The sequence below is a fragment of the Streptomyces sp. NPDC007025 genome (genome assembly GCF_042869455.1).
GTDB lineage: Bacteria > Actinomycetota > Actinomycetes > Streptomycetales > Streptomycetaceae > Streptomyces.
In genome coordinates this window covers 120,339-141,041 of sequence record NZ_JBIAFT010000003.1, presented here as the reverse complement: position 1 = coordinate 141,041, position 20,703 = coordinate 120,339, and the positions used below count along the sequence as shown (strand labels likewise).

The 20,703-nt window shown below is 71.8% G+C and carries 15 protein-coding genes; 12 read left to right on the top strand and 3 right to left on the bottom strand.

The annotated features are described in order from the left end of the window. Window positions 1-48: 48 nt before the first annotated feature. The 3 genes from ACFYMO_RS07045 to uvrA all read right to left on the bottom strand — a co-directional run bounded on the left by ACFYMO_RS07045 (window position 49) and on the right by uvrA (window position 7,166). The gene (locus tag ACFYMO_RS07045) at window positions 49-3,450 is read right to left on the bottom strand and encodes a phosphodiester glycosidase family protein (RefSeq protein ID WP_366774215.1); all 3,402 of its coding nucleotides are present in this window, start codon (window positions 3,448-3,450) and stop codon (window positions 49-51) included. A gap of 227 nt (window positions 3,451-3,677) precedes the next feature. Continuing rightward, window positions 3,678-4,109: a Rieske (2Fe-2S) protein gene (locus ACFYMO_RS07040; protein ID WP_366774214.1), complete on the bottom strand. Its 432-nt coding sequence runs from the start codon at window positions 4,107-4,109 to the stop codon at window positions 3,678-3,680. 63 nt (window positions 4,110-4,172) lie between these two features. Further along, window positions 4,173-7,166, bottom strand: a complete 2,994-nt coding sequence (gene uvrA, locus ACFYMO_RS07035) for an excinuclease ABC subunit UvrA (RefSeq protein WP_366774213.1) — start codon at window positions 7,164-7,166, stop codon at window positions 4,173-4,175. A gap of 196 nt (window positions 7,167-7,362) precedes the next feature. On the opposite strand from uvrA, the gene ACFYMO_RS07030 reads away from it, so the two are divergent. The 12 genes from ACFYMO_RS07030 (at window position 7,363) to pgi (ending at window position 20,677) form a co-directional block, all read left to right on the top strand. Further along, window positions 7,363-8,076, top strand: coding sequence for a maleylpyruvate isomerase family mycothiol-dependent enzyme (locus tag ACFYMO_RS07030; protein WP_388544798.1), 714 nt, complete (start codon window positions 7,363-7,365; stop codon window positions 8,074-8,076). A gap of 9 nt (window positions 8,077-8,085) precedes the next feature. Beyond that, the gene (locus ACFYMO_RS07025) at window positions 8,086-8,742 is read left to right on the top strand and encodes an MBL fold metallo-hydrolase (protein WP_366774211.1); all 657 of its coding nucleotides are present in this window, start codon (window positions 8,086-8,088) and stop codon (window positions 8,740-8,742) included. A 104-nt stretch (window positions 8,743-8,846) separates the two neighbouring features. Then, window positions 8,847-10,937 carry an excinuclease ABC subunit UvrC gene (gene uvrC / locus ACFYMO_RS07020; RefSeq protein ID WP_366774210.1) on the top strand — a complete coding sequence of 697 codons (2,091 nt, stop codon included), beginning with the start codon at window positions 8,847-8,849 and terminating at the stop codon, window positions 10,935-10,937. A gap of 56 nt (window positions 10,938-10,993) precedes the next feature. Further along, a complete protein-coding gene (gene rapZ / locus ACFYMO_RS07015; protein ID WP_366774209.1) occupies window positions 10,994-11,935 on the top strand; it encodes an RNase adapter RapZ in 942 nt (313 codons plus the stop codon). A gap of 5 nt (window positions 11,936-11,940) precedes the next feature. Further along, the gene (gene yvcK, locus ACFYMO_RS07010; protein WP_026004935.1) at window positions 11,941-12,993 is read left to right on the top strand and encodes a uridine diphosphate-N-acetylglucosamine-binding protein YvcK; all 1,053 of its coding nucleotides are present in this window, start codon (window positions 11,941-11,943) and stop codon (window positions 12,991-12,993) included. Beyond that, window positions 12,984-13,961 (top strand): DNA-binding protein WhiA, encoded by a 978-nt coding sequence (gene whiA / locus ACFYMO_RS07005; RefSeq protein WP_074998123.1) that lies wholly within the window; start codon window positions 12,984-12,986, stop codon window positions 13,959-13,961. Before yvcK ends, whiA begins: the two co-directional genes overlap by 10 nt. A gap of 211 nt (window positions 13,962-14,172) precedes the next feature. Next, window positions 14,173-15,177 (top strand): type I glyceraldehyde-3-phosphate dehydrogenase, encoded by a 1,005-nt coding sequence (gene gap, locus ACFYMO_RS07000; RefSeq protein ID WP_388544793.1) that lies wholly within the window; start codon window positions 14,173-14,175, stop codon window positions 15,175-15,177. A 117-nt stretch (window positions 15,178-15,294) separates the two neighbouring features. Beyond that, the gene (locus ACFYMO_RS06995) at window positions 15,295-16,506 is read left to right on the top strand and encodes a phosphoglycerate kinase (RefSeq protein ID WP_366774207.1); all 1,212 of its coding nucleotides are present in this window, start codon (window positions 15,295-15,297) and stop codon (window positions 16,504-16,506) included. A gap of 96 nt (window positions 16,507-16,602) precedes the next feature. Then, window positions 16,603-17,394: a triose-phosphate isomerase gene (gene tpiA / locus ACFYMO_RS06990; RefSeq protein WP_019358356.1), complete on the top strand. Its 792-nt coding sequence runs from the start codon at window positions 16,603-16,605 to the stop codon at window positions 17,392-17,394. A gap of 146 nt (window positions 17,395-17,540) precedes the next feature. Continuing rightward, on the top strand, window positions 17,541-17,771 hold the full coding sequence (secG, locus tag ACFYMO_RS06985) for a preprotein translocase subunit SecG (RefSeq protein WP_074998704.1): 231 nt from the start codon (window positions 17,541-17,543) through the stop codon (window positions 17,769-17,771). 232 nt (window positions 17,772-18,003) lie between these two features. After that, complete coding sequence (locus ACFYMO_RS06980; protein ID WP_078565500.1) at window positions 18,004-18,339, top strand: RNA polymerase-binding protein RbpA; 336 nt, start codon at window positions 18,004-18,006, stop codon at window positions 18,337-18,339. A gap of 682 nt (window positions 18,340-19,021) precedes the next feature. Then, window positions 19,022-20,677, top strand: coding sequence for a glucose-6-phosphate isomerase (gene pgi / locus ACFYMO_RS06975; protein WP_366774206.1), 1,656 nt, complete (start codon window positions 19,022-19,024; stop codon window positions 20,675-20,677). Window positions 20,678-20,703 lie beyond the last annotated feature (26 nt).

Here is a 20,703-nt window from a genome sequence, read left to right as displayed (position 1 = left end):
TAGGGGGCGGGGCCGGGACCGCGCCCGGCGGCCCGCCGCCCTGCCGGCTCAACGGCTGACCGTCACCCGCTGTGCCGCCCGCTCCCCGTTGACCAGCACCGCAAGGGTGACCGTGCCCGGTCTGCGCCCGGTCAGGGTGCCGTCCGCCGGATCGTAGGAGGCCACACAGCGTCCGCGGGGCACCGCGCCCTTCACGCACAGCCCCGGTGAGCCGGGCCAGTCCGCACTCACCGGCCAGCCGACCGGAACCCGGCGCGCTGCCGGGCCGCTGCCCTGCCGGACCGTCGCCGACGCGGTGGCCTGCCCGCCCACCGCGAGCCGCTCCGGCGCGTCCAGCAGCAGCGCGTCCACATGGGCGCGGGTCTGTACCGAGAGCCAGTCCCCGTCGCGTGGCCGCCCCTGGTCCACGCCCAGCAGCGACCAGCCGGTGAAGCCGCCCGCTGTCGGCGGAGCGGCCGGAGCCTTGGCCGAGTTCCCGTTCACCAGATACGGGACCCCGTTCACCCGGGAGGCGTCGAAGACGCCGACATGCCCCGCCACCAGGGCCGCGCCCTTGCCCGAACGGGACCGGAAGTCGGCCAGCCAGCTCTCCAGCAGATCGGCCTCCATCCGGTCCGTGAGCTGGCTGGCCCGCGCCGGGGTGGGGTCGCGCGGCGGTACGTGCTCGATGACGGCGACGGAGTCGATGCCGCGGTCCCGTGCGGCGGCGTCCAACTGCCGGCGCAGTTCCTGGAACTGGGCAAAGCCGCCGCCCCGCACCGTCAGCGACGAGGTGTCCAGGGTGATGAACCGGGTGCCGCGGTGGTCGAAGGTGCGCTGCGCGGGCCCGAACTCCTGGACGAAGTGGTCGATCGAACCGCCCATCACCTCGTGGTTGCCCGGCACGTAGTACCAGTCGACCGCGTCCCCCAACTCCTCCTCGAGTACCGTGCGCGCGAACGCCAGGTCCTCCGGGGTGCCCTCGTCCACCAGATCCCCGTCGACGATCAGGAAGTCGGGCCGGGCGGCGCGGATCTCGCGCAGGGTCCGGCGTGCCTGCCGCACGGCCTCGCTGTCCGGGTCGCGCGCGACGAACTGCGCGTCCGACAGCACCGCGAACCGCCAGTCGCGCCCGGCGGTGTCGGCGGCCGTGGAGATCAGCGGATCGGGCGGCCGCCCGGTCTCCGGCAGGTCGATGTCCGGCGGCGTCCTGGCGACCAGTTCGTCCAGCACCACCGAACCCTCGTACTGCGCGGCGGGCCGGGTCTCGGCCAGGTAGAAGCGGTGCAGCGTGAGCGGATACGCCACCCCTTCGGGGACCTCGAAGGTGACCTGGCGCCAGTCCCGCCACTCCACCAGCGGGCCGCGCAGCACCTGGTCGGTGCCCGCCGCGTCCTTGAGGTGCAGCGAGGGCCAGGCACCCGAGCCGTCCCCTCTGATCCACAGGGTGAAGCTGCGCGGCTGCCCGGGGATCTCCCGCTCGGCGGGCGGGTTCGCGTAGGCGGCACGAGTGGCCGTGGAGCGGGTGAAGTCGTAGCTGAGCTTGAGCCCGCCGCCGTCCTTGCCGTCCGGTTCGGGAGCCACCGAGCCGGTGGCGCGGGCCGCGCTGAACGTCCAGTCGGACGCGTCGCCGAAGTCGGCCACCGGCTGTTCGCGCAGCCCCACGGTGACGGCCACCCGGGTCGTGTGCCCCCGCACCGTCACGGTCACCGTGCCGGACGCGGACTCCTGCCCGGAGCGGGTCCTGACGGTGAACCTGCCGTCGGCGGCGTCCTCGTCCGCGGTGACCGAGAAGAGCGTGTGGTCGTAGGACAGATGCGCGTCCGCGGGCTCGACGGGTGCGCTGTTGCCCTCCGCGTCGTATCCGACCAGCCCGAACGACCCGTCGGCACCGCCGTCGGCCAGACCCACCCGGTCCGTGGTGGCGCGTACCCGGTCCAGCGGACCGAGGACCCGCAGCTTCGTGGCGCCCTCGGCGGCGCCGGCCCGAGCGGTGACCGCGGTGCTGCCCGTCCGGCGGGCCCGGAAGACGCCCTGCGCGTCCACCCGGCCGACGTCCGGCCGCGCGGTCCGCCACCGGGGGCGCGGCGCCCCCCGCGCCGGGCCGTAGGTCTCGTCGTACGGGGCGGCGGTCAGCGTCCGGGTCAGGCCGGGGAAGACGCGGTCGGGGTGGCCGCCCGGCATGGTGTCGGCCGTGGCCGCCTCGCGGGGGTCGAGGGCCGTCTCCACCCAGAAGCCGGACAGCCGTCCGGAACCCTTCGGCGCCGTCAGCGCCAGCGCGTCCGCGACCTCCCGCTGCTCGCCGTCGGAGGGCGCGTTCTCCAAGCGGAGAGCGGTGCCGCCCGGCTTCCGGGCCAGCAGCGTGGAGGAGCCGCCGCCGTCCAGGTTGAGGGCGTTGTAGGCGCCCAGCTTCTTCATCATCCGGGCGAGTTCGGTCAGCGTCACCCCGCCCGAGGCCGCCTGCCTGCCGTCCACCGTCAGCACGTGCATCGTGCCGCCGTCCTTGGAGAAGCCCACGGCGGTGCGCGGCGCCGCCGTGTTGTTCGGCCTGCCGTCCCAGTTCTGCGGGGTGCCGTCCTCGACCAGCACACCGCGTCCGCCGACCGCCGTGCGCGGCAGTGGGGAGCCGTCGTCGGTGCGCATCCGGTAGGCCACCTCGACCGGGTCGCCCGGGTGCAGCGCGGCGAGCCGCTCGGCGCCGTCGCCCCGGCCCAGCAGGATGTTCACCCCCGCCGGGATCTCGCCCTTGCCGGGTTTCCGGGCCACCGAGGTGACGTCGCCGTCCCGCACGGCCACCTCGGTGACCTCGGGATCCCGGTCGACCGTCAGCGCCCGGTCGGCGTCGCCCCAGTCCGCGTCGTACAGCCCGATGCCGTCCTCCGCGACATCGGCGGCGTCCCTCCCGGCGAGCGGTACGTCGCCTGCCGGGAGGGTGACCGTGCCCTCGAAGTACAGGTCCAGGATGCGGCCCGCCGCGTCCGGCCCGATGCCGACCGCCTCGGAGACCCCGGGCGCGGGGGAGTGGACGGGCTTGCCGTCGCGGACGCCGGGGCCGAGCGGGGCGCCGGTCTCGTTGATGTCGAAGAAGTCGGCGTTGAGCGCCGCGATGGTGCGGCGGCCCGGTCCGGGATCGTGCTCCGCGGCAAGGTCGCCGACCGTCCGGCGTTCGGTGACTTTGCCCGAGGAGAGGTAGTCGGCACTCGTACCCGTCCGGGCCCGGCCCAGGTCGAGGGTGAGCGCGTCCGCGCGCAGCCAGCTGTCCGGTTCGAGCCGGTCGAATGAGGTGAGCCGCGCACCCTGCGCGAGGGGCCGGGTGGTGCGGGAGAGTTCCATGCCGTCGCCGGCCGGCCCGGGGGCGGCCCGGTCTCCGGCGCTGCCGGCCGTGGCCGGCCGGGGCGTGTGCTGCTCCACCGCGGCCCGGGCCGTGCCGGCCGACAGCAGACCGGCCAGCAGCGCCGCGGCGGTCGCCACCGGGAGCAGCGGAGCGGTGAGTCTTGCGCGAGCGTGGACTTTTCTCACAACGTCCCCCACAAAGACCAGTGTTCTCGGCACTTTCTGCGCACAGTGCCGCACAGGGTCCCAAGGAGGACCGGTCCACACCAGAGGTGCGGAGCGAAGTCGGGGGAAACGCCGCGGATCTTCCACCGGTTGGCCGCAGGGTTCCGCGCCCGGGCGGGCCCGCTCGCGCTACGAGCGGCTCAGCCCGCGACGAGCTTGCCCTGCTCCACCTTCACCGGTACCGCAGGCAGCGCCTCGGTGGCGGGACCCTGCGCGACCTTCCCCGAGTCCACGTGGAAGCGGCTCCCGTGCAGCGGGCAGACCGCCACCTCGCCGTCGATCTCGCCCAGGACGCTGCCCTGGTGGGTGCAGATCGCGCTGAATCCTTTGAAGTCGCCCTTCTCCGGTTGGGCGACCAGTACCTTCTGCTCGGCGTACAGCTTCGCGCCACCCACCGGTACGGCTTCCGCTTCGCCGAGCTCGACCGGCTCGTCCGGGCCGGACCCCGACGTGCCCTTCCCGGAGTCACCGGCGCACCCGGCGGTGGTCAGTCCCAGCGCGGCCAGCGCGGCCCCGCACAGTACGGTGCGGCGCGTGGCCGGCGATTCCTTGCTCGTCGTCACGCGCCGCACTCTACGTCCGGCCCGCCGCTCCGCGCACCCGGCGGCCGGCGCCTCGCACGGCCGCACACCGGGTCAGGGCTTGCGGGCGGCCTTCCTGGTGGCGGTGGCCTTCTTCGCGGCCGGCTTCTTGGCGGCGGCCTTCTTCGCGGTGGCCTTCTTGGCGGCCGTCTTCTTCGCGGCTGCCTTCCCCGCCGCGGGCCTCGCCGGGACGGACGCGTCGCTGACGCGGTCGCCCAGCACATCGCGGAGGAACTTCCCGGTGTGGCTGGCGGGCTCTGCCGCGACCTGCTCCGGGGTGCCCTCGGCGACCACCAGGCCGCCGCCGTTGCCGCCCTCCGGGCCGAGGTCGACGACCCAGTCCGCGGTCTTGATGACATCGAGGTTGTGCTCGATCACCATGACCGAGTTGCCCTTGTCCACCAGGCCCTCCAGAACACCGATCAGCTTCCTGATGTCCTCGAAATGGAGGCCGGTCGTCGGCTCGTCCAGGACGTAGACGGTCCGTCCGGTGGAGCGCTTCTGCAGCTCGCTGGCCAGCTTCACCCGCTGCGCCTCACCGCCCGAGAGGGTCGGTGCGGACTGCCCGAGCCGCACGTAGCCCAGGCCGACGTCGTTGAGCGTCCGCAGATGGCGGGCGATGCCGGGCACCGCCTCGAAGAAGTCCAGGGCCTGCTCGATCGGCATGTCCAGGACCTCGGCGATGTTCTTGCCCTTGTAGTGCACCTCCAGGGTCTCCCGGTTGTAGCGCGCACCGTGGCAGACCTCGCAGGGGACGTAGACGTCCGGCAGGAAGTTCATCTCGATCTTGATGGTGCCGTCGCCGGCGCAGTTCTCGCAGCGGCCGCCCTTGACGTTGAAGGAGAACCGGCCCTGCTGGTAGCCGCGCACCTTCGCCTCGGTGGTCTCGGCGAACAGCTTGCGCACGTGGTCGAAGACGCCGGTGTAGGTGGCCGGGTTGGATCGCGGGGTACGGCCGATGGGCGACTGGTCGACGTGCACGACCTTGTCCACGAGGTCGTCGCCCTCGACCCGGGTGTGCCGGCCGGGAACCGCTTTGGCACCGTTCAGCTCGCGGGCGAGATGCGTGTAGAGGATGTCGTTGACCAGCGTCGACTTCCCGGAGCCCGACACGCCCGTGATGGCGGTCAGCACGCCGAGCGGGAAGGAGACGTCGACGTCGCGCAGGTTGTTCTCCCGCGCTCCGCGGACGGTCAACTGCCGTGCGGGGTCGGCGGGACGGCGCACCTCGGGAGTGGGGATCTCGCGTTTGCCGGTCAGATAGTCGCCGGTCACGGAGTCCTCGTTGGCCAGCAGTTCCTTCAACGGCCCGCTGTGCACCACCTTGCCGCCGTGCTCGCCCGCGCCCGGACCGATGTCCACCACCCAGTCGGCCGCCTTGATGGTGTCCTCGTCGTGTTCGACGACGATGAGGGTGTTGCCCAGGTCGCGCAGCCGCACCAGGGTCTCGATCAGCCGGTGGTTGTCGCGCTGGTGCAGCCCGATGGACGGCTCGTCCAGCACGTACAGCACCCCGACCAGCCCGGAGCCGATCTGGGTGGCGAGCCGGATGCGCTGCGCCTCCCCGCCGGAGAGGGTGCCGGCCGCCCGGTTGAGTGTCAGGTAGTCCAGGCCGACGTCCACCAGGAAGCGCAGCCGCTCGTTGACCTCCTTGAGCACCCGCTCGGCGATCTGCTTGTCGCGTCCGGTCAGCGTCAGCTCGCGCAGGAAGTCGGCGCACTCGGTGATCGACATCGCGGAGACCTCCGCGATGGACTTGTTCTGCACGGTGACGGCCAGCACCAGCGGCTTGAGCCGGGTGCCCTCGCAGGCGGGGCAGTTCACCTCGCGCATGTAGCCCTCGAAGCGCTCCCGGCTGCTGTCGGTCTCCGCCTCGGAGTGCCGCCGCTTCACGAACGGGACCACGCCCTCGAAGGCGGTCGTGTAGGCGCGCTCGCGGCCGTACCGGTTGCGGTACCGGACCTCGACCTGGGTCTTGTGACCGTGCAGCAGGGCCTTCTTGGCGCGGGCCGGGAGGCCCGCCCACGGGATGTCGGTGCGGAAGCCGAGCGCGTCGGCCAGCGCGCCGATCAGCCGGCCGAAGTACTCCTTGGTGTGGCCGTGCGACCACGGGTGCAGCGCGCCCTCGTCCAGCGACTTGTCCTCGTCGGGGACGATCAGCTCCGGGTCGACCTCCATCCGGGTGCCGATGCCGGTGCACACCTGGCAGGCGCCGAAGGGCGAGTTGAAGGAGAAGGACCGTGGCTCCAGCTCCTCGAAGGAGAGGTCGTCGTAGGGGCAGTACAGGTGCTCGGAGTACATCCGCTCGCGCTGCGGGTCGTCCGGCTCCAGGTCGACGAAGTCGAGAATGATCATGCCGCCGGAGAGGCCGAGCGCCGTCTCCACCGAATCGGTGAGCCGCCGCTTGGCGCTGCCCTTGACGGTCAGGCGGTCGACGACCACCTCGATCGTGTGCTTCTCCTGCTTCTTCAGCTTCGGCGGCTCGGAGAGCTGGACGGTCCGCCCGTCGACCCGGGCGCGGCTGTAGCCCTTGGTCTGGAGTTCGTTGAAGAGGTCGACGAACTCGCCCTTGCGCTCGCGCACCAGCGGCGAGAGCACCTGGAAGCGGCTGCCCTCCTCCAGGCCGAGCACCTTGTCCACGATGGCCTGCGGCGACTGGCGCGCGATCGGGCGGCCGCAGACGGGGCAGTGCGGCTTGCCGATTCGGGCGTAGAGCAGCCGCAGATAGTCGTAGACCTCGGTGATGGTGCCGACCGTCGACCGCGGGTTGCGCGAGGTCGACTTCTGGTCGATGGAGACGGCGGGGGAGAGCCCTTCGATGAAGTCCACGTCGGGCTTGTCCATCTGCCCGAGGAACTGCCGTGCGTAGGCGGAGAGCGACTCCACGTAGCGCCGCTGGCCCTCCGCGAAGATCGTGTCGAAGGCGAGCGAGGACTTGCCCGAGCCCGAGAGCCCCGTGAAGACGATGAGCGAGTCGCGGGGGAGGTCTATCGAGACGTTGCGGAGGTTGTGCTCGCGAGCGCCACGGACGAGAAGACGGTCGGCCACGCCTGTTGGCACCTTTCGTGTGGGAAGCGGGAGCCCGCGTCGAGCGGGAGCCCCCGACCAAGAGTAGGACGGCGCCGCCCGGAGTGTCGTTCGCCTCGGGTTCGGAAGCCGGGCTCGACCATATAGCACGTTCATTCGAATCACGGCGGATCCGGCAGTCTTCCCCTCGAACGAGGGACACCAGTAGCTTTGGATCATGACCTCGCCTGCGACCACGCCCGTCCACGACACCGAACTCCTGCGGAGCGCGACCGGTCACCTGCTCGCCGCTGCCGCCGGACTGACGGCGGCCGAGGCGGCCGAGCCCTCCCACCTCCCCGGCTGGACCCGCGCCCACGTGCTCACCCACCTCGCCCGCAACGCCGACGCGCTCGTCAACGTGCTCGCCGGTGAACCCATGTACGCCAGTGCCGAGGCCCGCGACGCGGACATCGCGGCCGGGGCCGGCCGCTCCCCGGAGGCGCTCGCCGACGACGTGCGCACCAGCGCGGCCTGCCTGGAGCGCGCCTTCGCGGCCCTGGGCGACGAGGAGTGGAACCGCACCGTCACCCTCCGCAACGGTGTGACGGACCTCGCCTCCTCGCTGCCCTTCCGCCGCTGGATCGAGGTCGAGCTGCACCACGTGGACCTCGGGATCGGCTACACGCTGGAGGACCTGCCGGGCGCCTTCGTGGACCGCGAGCTGGCCAACATGGCGCGCCGCTTCGCCGGGCACCCCGACATTCCCGTCGCCGTCGAGCTGCGCGCGGAGGACGGCAGGAGCTGGCGCACCGGCGCCGCGGAACCGGGCGCCGAGGGCCCCTTCGTCGTCGCCGGGAGCCCCGTCGCGCTGGTCGGCTGGCTGACCGGCCGGACGAACGGCAGCGGCCTCTCGGCGCGGGGTTCGCTGCCCGCACTGCCCGCGCTCTAGGGTTGGCGCATGCCTTACAGCGGAACGGTACAGGTCGGCGGCCCCGCGGACGTGCACGAGCTGCGAGACCTGATGATCTCCAAGGTCGCCGTCGGCCCCATGGACAACAACGCGTACCTGCTGCGCTGCCGGGCCACCGGCGAGCAGCTCCTGATCGACGCCGCCAACGACGCGGGCACCCTGCTGGAACTCGTCGGTGACGACGGCATCGCCTCCGTCGTCACCACGCACCGGCACGGCGACCACTGGCAGGCGCTCGCGGAGGTGGTGGAGGCCACCGGAGCCCGCACCTGCGCCGGACGGTACGACGCGGAGGGCATCCCGGTCCCCACGGACGTGCCGCTGGAGGACGGGGACACCCTGCGGGTGGGCGAGGTCGAGCTGACCGCGCGCCATCTGACCGGGCACACGCCCGGCTCGATCGCCCTGGTCTACGACGACCCGAGCGGCCACCCGCACCTGTTCACCGGCGACTGCCTCTTCCCCGGCGGGGTGGGCAACACCTTCGGCGACGCCGAGCACTTCGTCCGGCTCATCGACGACGTGGAGACCAAGCTGTTCGCCCAACTCCCCGACGAGACCTGGGTCTACCCCGGTCACGGCGGGGACACGACGCTGGGCGCCGAGCGCCCGCACCTGGCCGAGTGGCGCGAGCGCGGCTGGTAGCCCGCGCGGCGGTGCCGGGACGCGCGCCCGGCACCGCCGCCGCACGCCCCTCCCCGGCCGTCGCACGCTGATCGCTGTCACCCGGCGCCAGTAGGGTGGGTCACATGGCAGACCCCTCCACCTACCGTCCGAAACCGGGAGAGATCCCCGACTCGCCCGGGGTCTACCGCTTCCGCGACGAGCACCGCCGGGTGATCTACGTCGGCAAGGCCAAGAGCCTGCGCCAGCGGCTCAACAACTACTTCCAGGACCTCGCCGGACTGCACCCGCGCACCCGCACGATGGTCACGACGGCCGCCTCCGTCGAGTGGACGGTGGTCGGCACCGAGGTGGAGGCCCTCCAGCTCGAGTACACCTGGATCCAGGAGTTCGCCCCCCGGTTCAACGTCAAGTACCGCGACGACAAGAGCTATCCGTCGCTCGCGGTGACGATGAACGAGGAGTTCCCCCGCGTCCAGGTGATGCGCGGTCCCAAGAAGAAGGGCGTGCGCTACTTCGGCCCGTACGGGCAGGCCTGGGCCATCCGCGAGACGGTCGACCTGATGCTGCGGGTGTTCCCCGTGCGCACCTGTTCGGCGGGTGTCTTCAAGCGGTCGGCGCAGATCGGCCGGCCCTGCCTGCTCGGCTACATCGGCAAGTGCTCGGCGCCCTGCGTGGGCCGGGTCACCCCCGAGGAGCACCGCGAACTCGCCGAGGAGTTCTGCGACTTCATGGCCGGGCACACCGGGTCCCACCTGCGCCGGCTGGAGCGGGAGATGCAGCAGGCGGCCGAGGAGTTGGAGTACGAGCGGGCGGCGCGGCTGCGCGACGACATCGACGCGCTCAAGCGTGCCATGGAGAAGAACGCGGTCGTGCTCGCCGACGCCACCGACGCCGACCTGATCGCGGTGGCCGAGGACGAGCTGGAGGCGGCCGTCCAGATCTTCCACGTCCGCGGCGGCCGGGTGCGCGGCCAGCGTGGCTGGGTCACCGACAAGGTCGAGGCCGTCGGCACCGCCGAGCTGGTCGAACACGCGCTGCAGCAGCTCTACGGCGCCGAGCAGGGGGACGCGGCCACCGGCGGCGGCAGCGGTGGTGTGCCCAAGGAGGTGCTGGTCCCGGCGCTGCCCGAGCCGGCCGGACCGATAGCGCAGTGGCTCTCCGAGCGCCGGGGGGCGCAGGTGAGCCTGCGGGTGCCGCAGCGCGGCGACAAGCGGGCCCTGATGGAGACGGTCGACCGCAACGCGCAGCACGCCCTGGTGCTGCACAAGACCAAGCGCGCCTCGGACCTGACCACCCGCTCCCGGGCCCTGGAGGAGATCGCCGAGGCGCTCGACCTGGACTCGGCGCCGCTGCGCGTCGAGTGCTTCGACATCTCACACCTGCAGGGCGACGATGTGGTGGCCTCTATGGTGGTCTTCGAGGACGGGCTGGCGCGGAAGAGCGAGTACCGCCGCTTCCAGATCAAGTCCTTCGCGGGCCAGGACGACGTGCGCGCCATGCACGAGGTCGTCAGCCGCCGCTTCCGCCGCTACCTGGTGGAGAAGCAGCGGACCGGCGAGTGGCCGGACGAGGAGCTCGGCGGCGAGCTGGAGTCCGGGCCCGCCCCGGAGCCGTCCGGGGGCGACGCGGCCGTTCCCGGTCCGCCCGGGGAAGCGGAGCCGGCCGCCGCGCGGCAGCCGGCCCGGGCGGCCGGCCGGGACGAGGACGGCCGCCCCAAGAAGTTCGCCTACCCTCCGCAACTGATCGTGGTCGACGGTGGCCAACCGCAGGTGGCGGCCGCGCAGGCGGCTCTGGAGGAGCTCGGCATCGACGACGTCGCCGTCTGCGGCCTGGCCAAGCGGCTGGAGGAGGTCTGGCTGCCGGGCGAGAGCGACCCGGTGGTGCTGCCGCGCAGCAGCGAAGGCCTCTACCTGCTGCAGCGCGTCCGCGACGAGGCGCACCGCTTCGCGATCCGCTACCAGCGGGGCAAGCGCGGCAAGCGGCTGCGCGGCAGCCCGCTGGACGCCGTCCCCGGACTGGGTGAGACCCGCAAGAAGGCCCTGCTCAAGCACTTCGGCTCGGTCAAGAGGCTGCGGGCGGCCTCGGTGGAGGAGATCTCCCAGGTCCCTGGGGTGGGCCGGAAGACGGCGGAGACGGTGGCCGCGGCGCTCTCCGGCGCCGCGGCCGGCCCGGCGGTGAATACCGCGACCGGTGAGATCGTTGAAGATGAGTGAAATGTGGCGTCGAGACCGCCATCGATACGAAGACCGACACATCGGGGGATGACAGCATGAGCGCGGAACGCGAGCAGCGCGGAGACGGAGCAGTGGTGAGTACCCTCGACCCGGCCCAGTCGGAGGAGGCGGGCGCGACCATCCCGGAGCTGGTGATCATCTCCGGGATGTCGGGCGCCGGCCGCAGCACCGCAGCCAAATGCCTGGAGGATCTCGGCTGGTTCGTCGTCGACAACCTGCCGCCCGAGCTGATCCCCACGATGGTCGAGCTCGGGGCCCGCTCCCAGGGCAATGTGGCGCGGATCGCCGTCGTGGTCGACGTGCGCGGCCGCAACTTCTTCGACAATCTCAGGGGTGCCCTGGCCGACCTGGCGGCCTACCACGTCTCCCGGCGGGTCGTCTTCCTGGAGGCGTCGGACGAGGCCCTGGTGCGCCGCTTCGAGTCGGTGCGCCGCCCCCACCCCCTCCAGGGCGACGGGCGCATCGTGGACGGCATCGCGGCCGAGCGCGACCTGCTGCGCGAGCTGCGCGGCGACGCCGACCTGGTGATCGACACCTCCGGTCTGAACGTGCACGAGCTGCGTGCCAAGCTGGACGCGCGGTTCGCGGGCGAGGAGGAGCCCGAACTGCGTGCCACGGTCATGTCCTTCGGCTACAAGTACGGCCTGCCGGTGGACGCCGACCTGGTGGTCGACTGCCGCTTCCTGCCCAACCCGCACTGGGTCCCCGAGCTGCGCCCCTACACGGGCACCAGCGAGGAGGTCTCCAACTACGTCTTCAACCAGCCCGGTGCCAAGGAGTTCCTGGACCGCTACACCGAGTTGCTGCAGCTGATCGCGGCGGGCTACCGCAGGGAGGGCAAGCGGTACGTCACCGTGGCCGTCGGCTGCACCGGCGGCAAGCACCGCAGCGTCGCCATGTCCGAGAAGCTCGCCCGCAGACTCTCCGACGGGGGCGTGGAGACGGTGGTCGTCCACCGTGACATGGGGCGTGAGTGACGCCCATGGCCCGGAGGAGCCTGCGGCATCTGGTGGGGCGGCGTGCGACGCTGCGCGGCCTGAGTTCTCAGCAGCCCAAGGTGGTGGCGCTCGGCGGCGGCATGGGCCTGTCGGCCTCGCTGACGGCGCTGCGCCGGATCACCGGCGACCTCACGGCGGTGGTCACCGTCGCCGACGACGGCGGCTCCAGCGGGCGGCTCCGCGACGAGCTGGGGGTGCTGCCCCCTGGGGACCTGCGCAAGGCGCTCGCGGCGCTGTGCGGCGACGACGAGTGGGGCCGTACCTGGGCCCAGGTCGTCCAGCACCGCTTCGAGAGCCGCGGCGACCTGCACGAGCACGCGGTCGGCAATCTGCTGATCGTCGCGCTGTGGGAGCAGCTCGGCGATCATGTCCAGGCGCTCGACCTGGTCGGCAAGCTGCTGGGCGCGCACGGCCGGGTGCTGCCGATGTCCGCCGTGCCGCTGGAGTTGCGCGCCAGCGTGCGCGGCCATGACCCCGCGCGCCCCGACGAGCTGTCGATCGTCCGGGGCCAGGCCACCGTCGCGCTCACCCGCGGCGAGGTCCAGGAGGTGCATCTGGTCCCCAGCGACCCGCCGGCCGTGTCCGAGGCCGTCCGCGCGGTGCTGGACGCCGACTGGGTGGTCCTGGGGCCCGGCTCCTGGTTCTCCTCCGTCATCCCGCATCTGCTGGTGCCGGAGCTGCTGGAGGCACTGACCGAGACGAAGGCCCGAAAGGTCCTCTCGCTCAACCTCGCTCCGCAGCCGGGGGAAACGGATGGGTTTTCCCCGCAGCGTCATTTGGAGGTTTTGGGGCGACACGCCCCTAAACTCACCTTTGACGTGGTGCTGGCCGACCAGGATGCCGTGCCCGACCAGGACTCCCTGAGCGAGGCTGCCGATCAGCTCGGCGGGAGGGTCGAGCTGGCGCCCGTAGCGGCAGCCGGGGGCGCCGCCCGGACGGAGTCCGGGGAGGGGACTCCCCGGCACGACCCGGAGCTGCTGGCCGCCGCGTACGACCGTATTTTTCGGATGCATGGAAGGATCGGCCCATGGCGATGACGCCTGCGGTGAAGGACGAGATCTCCCGGCTCCCCGTCACCCGGACCTGCTGCCGGAAGTCAGAGGTCTCGTCGATCCTGCGCTTCGCGGGTGGGCTGCACCTGGTGAGCGGGCGGATCGTGATCGAGGCGGAGCTGGACACCGGGATCGCCGCCCGGCGGCTGCGCAAGGACATCCTGGAGATCTTCGGGCACTCCTCGGACCTGGTGGTGATGGCCCCCAGCGGGCTTCGGCGCAACAGCCGCTACGTCGTCCGGGTGGTTGCCGGCGGTGACCAGCTCGCCCGGCAGACCGGGCTCGTCGACAGCAGGGGGCGACCGATCAGAGGGCTGCCCCCGCAGGTGGTCTCGGGTGCCACCTGCGACGCGGAGGCCGCCTGGCGCGGCGCGTTCCTGGCGCACGGCTCGCTGACCGAGCCGGGGCGCAGCTCCTCGCTGGAGGTCACCTGCCCCGGTCCGGAGGCCGCGCTGGCCCTCGTCGGCGCGGCCCGCAGGCTGCAGATCGCCGCCAAGGCACGCGAGGTGCGCGGGGTGGACCGGGTGGTCGTCCGGGACGGTGATGCGATCGGCGCGCTGTTGACGCGACTCGGCGCGCATGAGTCGGTACTGGCGTGGGAGGAGCGGCGGATGCGCCGCGAGGTGCGGGCCACGGCGAACCGGCTCGCCAACTTCGACGACGCCAACCTGCGCCGCTCGGCGCGCGCCGCGGTCGCCGCGGGTGCCCGGGTGCAGCGGGCGCTGGAGATCCTCGGCGAAGAGGTCCCCGAGCACCTGGCCGCCGCGGGGCGGTTGCGGATGGAGCACAAGCAGGCGTCGCTGGAGGAGCTGGGCGCCCTCGCCGACCCTCCGCTGACCAAGGACGCGGTGGCCGGGCGGATCCGCCGGCTGCTGGCCATGGCGGACAAGCGTGCGCAGGATCTCGGAATTCCGGGAACGGAATCGAATCTGACCGAGGAAATGGTCGGCTGATGAGCGGGGAAATGCTCGTCTGAGTAGCGTGGAAAAACTCGTCCGACGAGCGGGAAAATGCTCGACTGAGCGGCGGGTTCTGGCGGTTTCCGGTCCGTGCGGCCGATGTGAGTTCCGCTCTGCCGGAGAGGTAGGGTCGGAGTCGGTCGGGGACATCCCAAACAGCCCTCGCCGGTTTCCTGACCGGCGTACCTAGCGAGGAGATCGGTTCGTGACGATCCGCGTAGGCATCAACGGCTTCGGCCGTATCGGTCGTAACTACTTCCGCGCCATGCTGGACCAGGGTGCGGACATCCAGATCGTCGGTGTCAACGACCTGACCGACAACGCCACACTGGTGCACCTGCTCAAGTACGACAGTGTTCTCGGTCGTCTGCCCTACGAGGTCAGCCACACCGAGGACACCATCACGGTCGGCGAGCAGACCTTCAAGACGATGGCGGAGAAGGACCCGGCCCACCTCCCGTGGGGCGAGCTGGGCGCCGACATCGTGATCGAGTCCACCGGTATCTTCACCAAGCGGGACGACGCCGCCAAGCACCTTTCCGCGGGTGCCAAGAAGGTCCTCATCTCGGCTCCGGCCAAGGAGGAGGACATCACCGTGGTGATGGGCGTCAACGAGGACAAGTACGACCCCGCCCGGCACGACGTGATCTCCAATGCCTCCTGCACCACCAACTGCGTGGCGCCGATGGCCAAGATCATGGACGAGAGCTTCGGCATCGAGCGCGGTCTGATGACCACGGTGCACGCCTACACCAACGACCAGCGCATCCTGGACTTCCCGCACAAGGATCTGCGCCGCGCGCGGGCCGCCGCGGAGAACATCATTCCGACCACCACCGGTGCCGCGAAGGCCACCGCGCTGGTCCTCCCGCACCTCAAGGGCCGGCTGGACGGCATCTCCATGCGGGTGCCGGTCCCCACCGGTTCGGTCATCGACCTGGTGCTCGACCTCAAGCGCGAGACCACCAAGGACGAGGTCAACGCCGCCTTCAAGAAGGCCGCCGACGGCCAGCTGCAGGGCATCGTCGACTACACCGAGGACCAGATCGTCTCCTCGGACATCGTCAACCAGCCGCCGTCCTGCACCTTCGACGCCTCGCTCACCATGGTCGACGGCAACCAGGCCAAGATCATCGGTTGGTACGACAACGAGTGGGGCTACTCCAACCGGCTGGTCGACCTCACCAGCTACGTCGGCTCCCAGCTCTGAACCCGGGCGGACCGAGGTGACGGACAGGGCTCGTGCGCTGTGCACGAGCCCTGTCCCATGCCTCGTGCGCAGTGCACTCCCGGGGCCGGTGCCCCGGGCCCACGACAGGAGCCATCCATGAAGACGATCGACGAACTCGTCGGCGAGGGCGTGTCCGGCAAGCGGGTCTTCGTCCGCGCCGACCTCAATGTCCCGCTCGACGGCGACACCATCACCGACGACGGCCGGATCCGGGCCGCCGTCCCCACGATCCGGAAGCTCACCGAGAGCGGTGCGCGCGTGGTCGTGGCCTCCCACCTGGGACGCCCCAAGGGCGCCCCGGATCCGCAGTTCTCGCTGGCGCCGGTCGCCGCGCGGCTCGGTGAACTCCTCGGCACCCGGGTCGCCTTCGCGACCGACACGGTGGGGGACAGCGCGAAGGCCACCGTCGGCGGGACCGCCGACGGCGGGGTCACGCTGCTGGAGAACCTCCGCTTCAACCCCGGCGAGACGAGCAAGGACGACACCGAGCGGGGTGCCTTCGCCGACGAGCTGTCCGCGCTCGCGGACGCGTACGTGGGAGACGGCTTCGGCGCCGTGCACCGCAAGCACGCCTCCGTCTACGACCTGCCGGCCCGCCTCCCGCACGCCGCCGGGTATCTGATCGCCACCGAGGTGGGGGTGCTGCGGAAGCTCACCCAGGACGTGGAGCGGCCCTACGCCGTGGTCCTGGGCGGTGCCAAGGTCTCCGACAAGCTCGGCGTCATCGACCATCTGCTGGGCAAGGCCGACCGGCTGCTGATCGGCGGCGGAATGGCCTACACCTTCCTGAAGGCCCAGGGCCACGAGGTCGGCAGGTCGCTGCTTCAGGAGGACCAGATCCCGGCGGTCAAGGGCTATCTGGAGCGTGCCGAGGAGCTGGGCGTGGAGTTCGTGCTGCCGGTGGACGTGCTGGCGGCCGCGGAGTTCCCCGACCTGAAGACCAAGGCGCCGGCCGACCCGGAAGTGGTCGCGGCGGACGCCATCCCGGCCGGGCTGGAGGGGCTGGACATCGGCCCGGAGAGCCGTAAGCTCTACGCCGCGAAGCTCGCCGACGCAGCCACCGTCTTCTGGAACGGTCCGATGGGTGTCTTCGAGCACCCGGACTTCGCCGAGGGCACCAAGGCCGTCGCGCAGGGCCTGCTCGACTCCCCGGCCTTCACCGTCGTCGGCGGCGGTGACAGTGCCGCCGCGGTGCGTCAGCTCGGCTTCGACGAGAATGCGTTCGGACACATCTCGACCGGCGGCGGCGCCAGCCTCGAGTACCTCGAGGGCAAGACGCTTCCCGGCCTGGCCGCACTGGAGGACTGACGCCGTGGGCGTCGCACGCGCGGCTGCCGGGCCGCGGGCAACTACGAGACTGGCACCGCGCCGCGCGAGCGGAGAAGCGAACATGGAAGGAAGGGCATGACGACACCGCCCACCCGCACCCCGCTGATGGCGGGCAACTGGAAGATGAACCTCAACCACCTCGAGGCCATCGCCCATGTGCAGAAGCTCGCCTTCGCGCTGACGGACAAGGACTACGAGGCCGTGGACGTCGCGGTCCTGCCGCCCTTCACCGACCTGAGGTCGGTGCAGACGCTGGTCGACGGCGACAAGCTGCGCATCCGGTACGGTGCGCAGGACCTGTCCGCGCACGACTCCGGGGCCTACACGGGTGAGATCTCCGGCCCGATGCTGGCGAAGCTGAACTGCACTTTCGTCACCATCGGCCACTCGGAGCGCCGCCAGTACCACGGTGAGGACGAGCCGCTGGTCAACGCCAAGGTGAAGGCCGCGCTCAAGCACGGGCTGACCCCGATCGTCTGCGTCGGCGAGGAGCTGGCCGTCCGCGAGGCGGGCGACCACGTCGCCCACACCCTCGGCCAGCTCGACGGCGCCCTCCAGGACGTCCCGGCCGAGGCCGCGGCCGGACTGGTCATCGCCTACGAACCGGTCTGGGCCATCGGCACCGGCAAGGTCTGCGGCGAGGAGGACGCCCAGGAGGTCTGCGGCGCGATCCGCGGCCGGCTCGCGGAGCTGTACGACGACGACGGGGCGACGGCCCAGCGGGTGCGCATCCAGTACGGCGGCTCCGTCAAGGCCGGCAACGTCGCCAAGATCATGGCGCAGCCCGACATCGACGGCGCGCTGGTCGGCGGGGCCTCGCTGGACACGGACGAGTTCGTCAAGATCGTCCGCTTCCGCGACCAGTGATCCGTCCGCGGGCGACCCGCGGCGTGTGACGCCGGGCCGTCGCCCGTCGTAGTCTTGCGGGGACCGGACCTGCGCTCCGGTCCCCGCAAGCGTTCGTAACGTCAAGTGTCCAGCCACGATCCGAGAGAGTTGGTCCAGCCGTGGTCATGGGGTTCTCAATCGCCCTCATCGTCTTCAGCGCCCTGCTGTTGCTGCTGGTGCTGATGCACAAGGGCAAGGGAGGCGGCCTCTCCGACATGTTCGGTGGCGGTATGCAGTCCTCCGTCGGCGGCTCGTCGGTCGCCGAGCGCAACCTCGACCGGATCACGGTCGTCGTCGGCCTGGTGTGGTTCGCCCTCATCGTCGTGCTCGGCCTGCTGATGAAGTTCAACAACTGAGCCGCCGCACGCCGCGGCACCGCCCCGGCCCCCGGCCCGCGATTCCCAGATGCCGCCTGCACAACGGCTGACAGGGTGTCGTACCCCCTGCCTATCATGAGGGCCCGCGTCCGGTACCGACGCAGTAACTCCGGTCCCCGGGCGCGCGTTGGGCCCTACGTACACTAGGGCGCCCGCAGCGGAGCGCGCAGTGCCGACGCTCCGTGGCACCGTGAGGCAGGGAGTTACGACCGTGGCAAGTGGCAACGCGATCCGGGGCAGCCGGGTCGGAGCGGGCCCCATGGGAGAGGCCGAGCGGGGCGATTCCGCGCCCCGCCTTCGCATCCCCTTCTGGTGCTCCAACGGGCACGAGACCCAGCCGAGCTTCGCCAGCGACGCGCAGATCCCGGAGACCTGGGACTGCCCCCGCTGCGGCTTCCCCGCCGGGAAGGACCCGGACAACCCCCCGGACCCGCCGCGCACCGAGCCGTACAAGACCCACCTCGCCTATGTCCGGGAGCGGCGCAGCGACGCGGACGGCGAGGCCATCCTGGCCGAGGCGCTCGCCAAGCTCAGGGGCGAGGTCTGACGGACCCGCCCCGGTGACTCGGGGAGGGGCGCGGGTCCTGTGACACCGCGGAGGCCGCCGCCGGCCGGGCGCCGGACGGCCGGGCCGACGCCGCCATGACACCGAACGACGGACGGCTCGGCAACGCACCGAGGGGCGGTGCGTTGCCGAGCCGTCCATCGTCTAGGTTGGGGGCGGCGGGGTTCGTGGCGAGAGGAGCGGAATGGGCCGGTTTCGCTCGTCCCCGGAGCGCGCCGCGGGTACGGCTCCCCACACCGGAGTGCGGCGGCCGTCCCTCCCGCCGGGTGCCGCGGCGCGCGCCCCGCTCGCGGGAGGCGAACCCGCCCCCGGCCCCGGACACTTCGTGGCCGCCGCCACCTGCCGCCGTCCCCGGCGCGCCCGCTGCCGGGGCCCGCACGCCGACTGCGGCGGCCGCCGTCCGCACGCCGACGCGGAGCGCGGGGCCGCCCGGCCCGGCGAGTCCCGGCGGCCGCGCCGCCGCCGGCCGGAGCCCGGCGCGGGGTGCCCGCGGAGGCCGGGCGGCCGCCACCTCGGACAACCGAACATGCCGGCTCCCGGCGCATCGCGGGCTGCGTGGCGGCACGGGTCACTCCGCCGGTGAACCGGTTCCCCGCCGCGCCGCTCCGGCCGGAGCCCGATCCTTCCCCGCTCCTGACGGGCGGGACGACCCAGAGGAGATGCGATGAACGCTGAAGGCCGCACCCGACCCGATCAGCTGCCCGAGTGGCAGGAGCTGTCCCGGCACCGCGACGCGTTCCGGGGCACACACCTGCGGCAGCTCTTCGAGGACGATCCGGAGCGTGCCGAGCGGTACGCCGTACGTGTCGGCGACCTGTCCATCGACTACTCCAAGCACCTGGTCACCGACGAGACGCTGCGGCTGCTGCGGCAGCTCGCCGAGGCCGCGGGCGTGACGCGGCTGCGGGACGCGATGTTCGAGGGCGAGAAGATCAACGTCACCGAGGACCGCGCCGTGCTGCACACGGCGCTGCGCACCCCGGAGTCGGCCACCGTCCGGGTGGACGGCGAGAACGTGATGGGCAAGGTGCACCAAGTCCTCATCAAGATGGGCACCTTCGCCAACAAGATTCGCGAGGGCCACTGGCGCGGCCACACCGGCGAGCGGATCGAGAACGTCGTCAACATCGGCATCGGCGGCTCCGACCTCGGCCCCAAGATGGCCTACGAGGCGCTGCGCCCCTACACCCGCCGCGACATGACCTTCCGCTTCGTCTCCAACGTGGACGGCGCGGACCTGCACGAGGCCGTCCGGGACCTGGACCCGGCCCGGACGCTCTTCGTCGTCGCCTCCAAGACCTTCACCACCGTGGAGACCATCACCAACGCCGAGGCGGCCCGGGAGTGGCTGCTGGCCGGTCTCGGAGGCGACCGCTCCGCCGTCGCACAGCACTTCGTGGCCGTCTCCACGAACGCCGAGAAGGTCGCCGAGTTCGGCATCAACACCGACAACATGTTCGAGTTCTGGGACTGGGTCGGCGGCCGCTACTCCTACGACTCGGCCATCGGCCTCTCCCTCATGGCGGCAATCGGGCCGGAGTGCTTCGGCGACATGCTGGCGGGCTTCCACCTCATGGACGAGCACTTCCGCTCGGCGCCCCTGGAGGCCAACGCGCCGGTGCTGCTCGGCCTGCTGGGCATCTGGTACGGCAACTTCCACGACGCCCAGTCGCACGCCGTACTGCCCTACAGCCACTACCTCTCCCAGTTCACCGCCTATCTCCAGCAGTTGGACATGGAGTCCAACGGCAAGTCGACCACCCGCGGTGGCCGGCCCGTCGACTGGCAGACCGGACCCGTGGTGTGGGGCACGCCCGGCACCAACGGCCAGCACGCCTATTACCAGCTCCTGCACCAGGGCACCAAGATGATCCCCGCCGACCTGCTGGGCTTCGCCGAGCCGGTGGCCGAGCTCGGCGGCCTGCGCGGCCAGCACGATCTGCTGATGGCGAACCTCTTCGCGCAGGGCCAGGCGCTGGCCTTCGGCAAGACAGCGGACGAGGTGCGCGCCGAAGGCGTGCCCGAGCACCAGGTCCCGCACCGCACGTTCCCCGGAAACCGGCCCACGACCACCGTTCTGGCCACCGCGCTGACCCCGTCCGTGCTCGGCCAGCTGATCGCGCTCTACGAGCACAAGGTCTTCGTCCAGGGCGCGATCTGGGACATCGACTCCTTCGACCAGTGGGGCGTCGAACTCGGCAAGGCGCTCGCCAAGCGCCTCGAACCCGCCCTGACCGAAGGTGCGCAGGTGCCGGGCCTGGACGCCTCCACCTCCGCGCTGGTCGCCCGCTACCGGTCGCTGCGGGGCCGCACCCCCTGAGCCGCGCGCCAGGGAGCGGCGCCGCA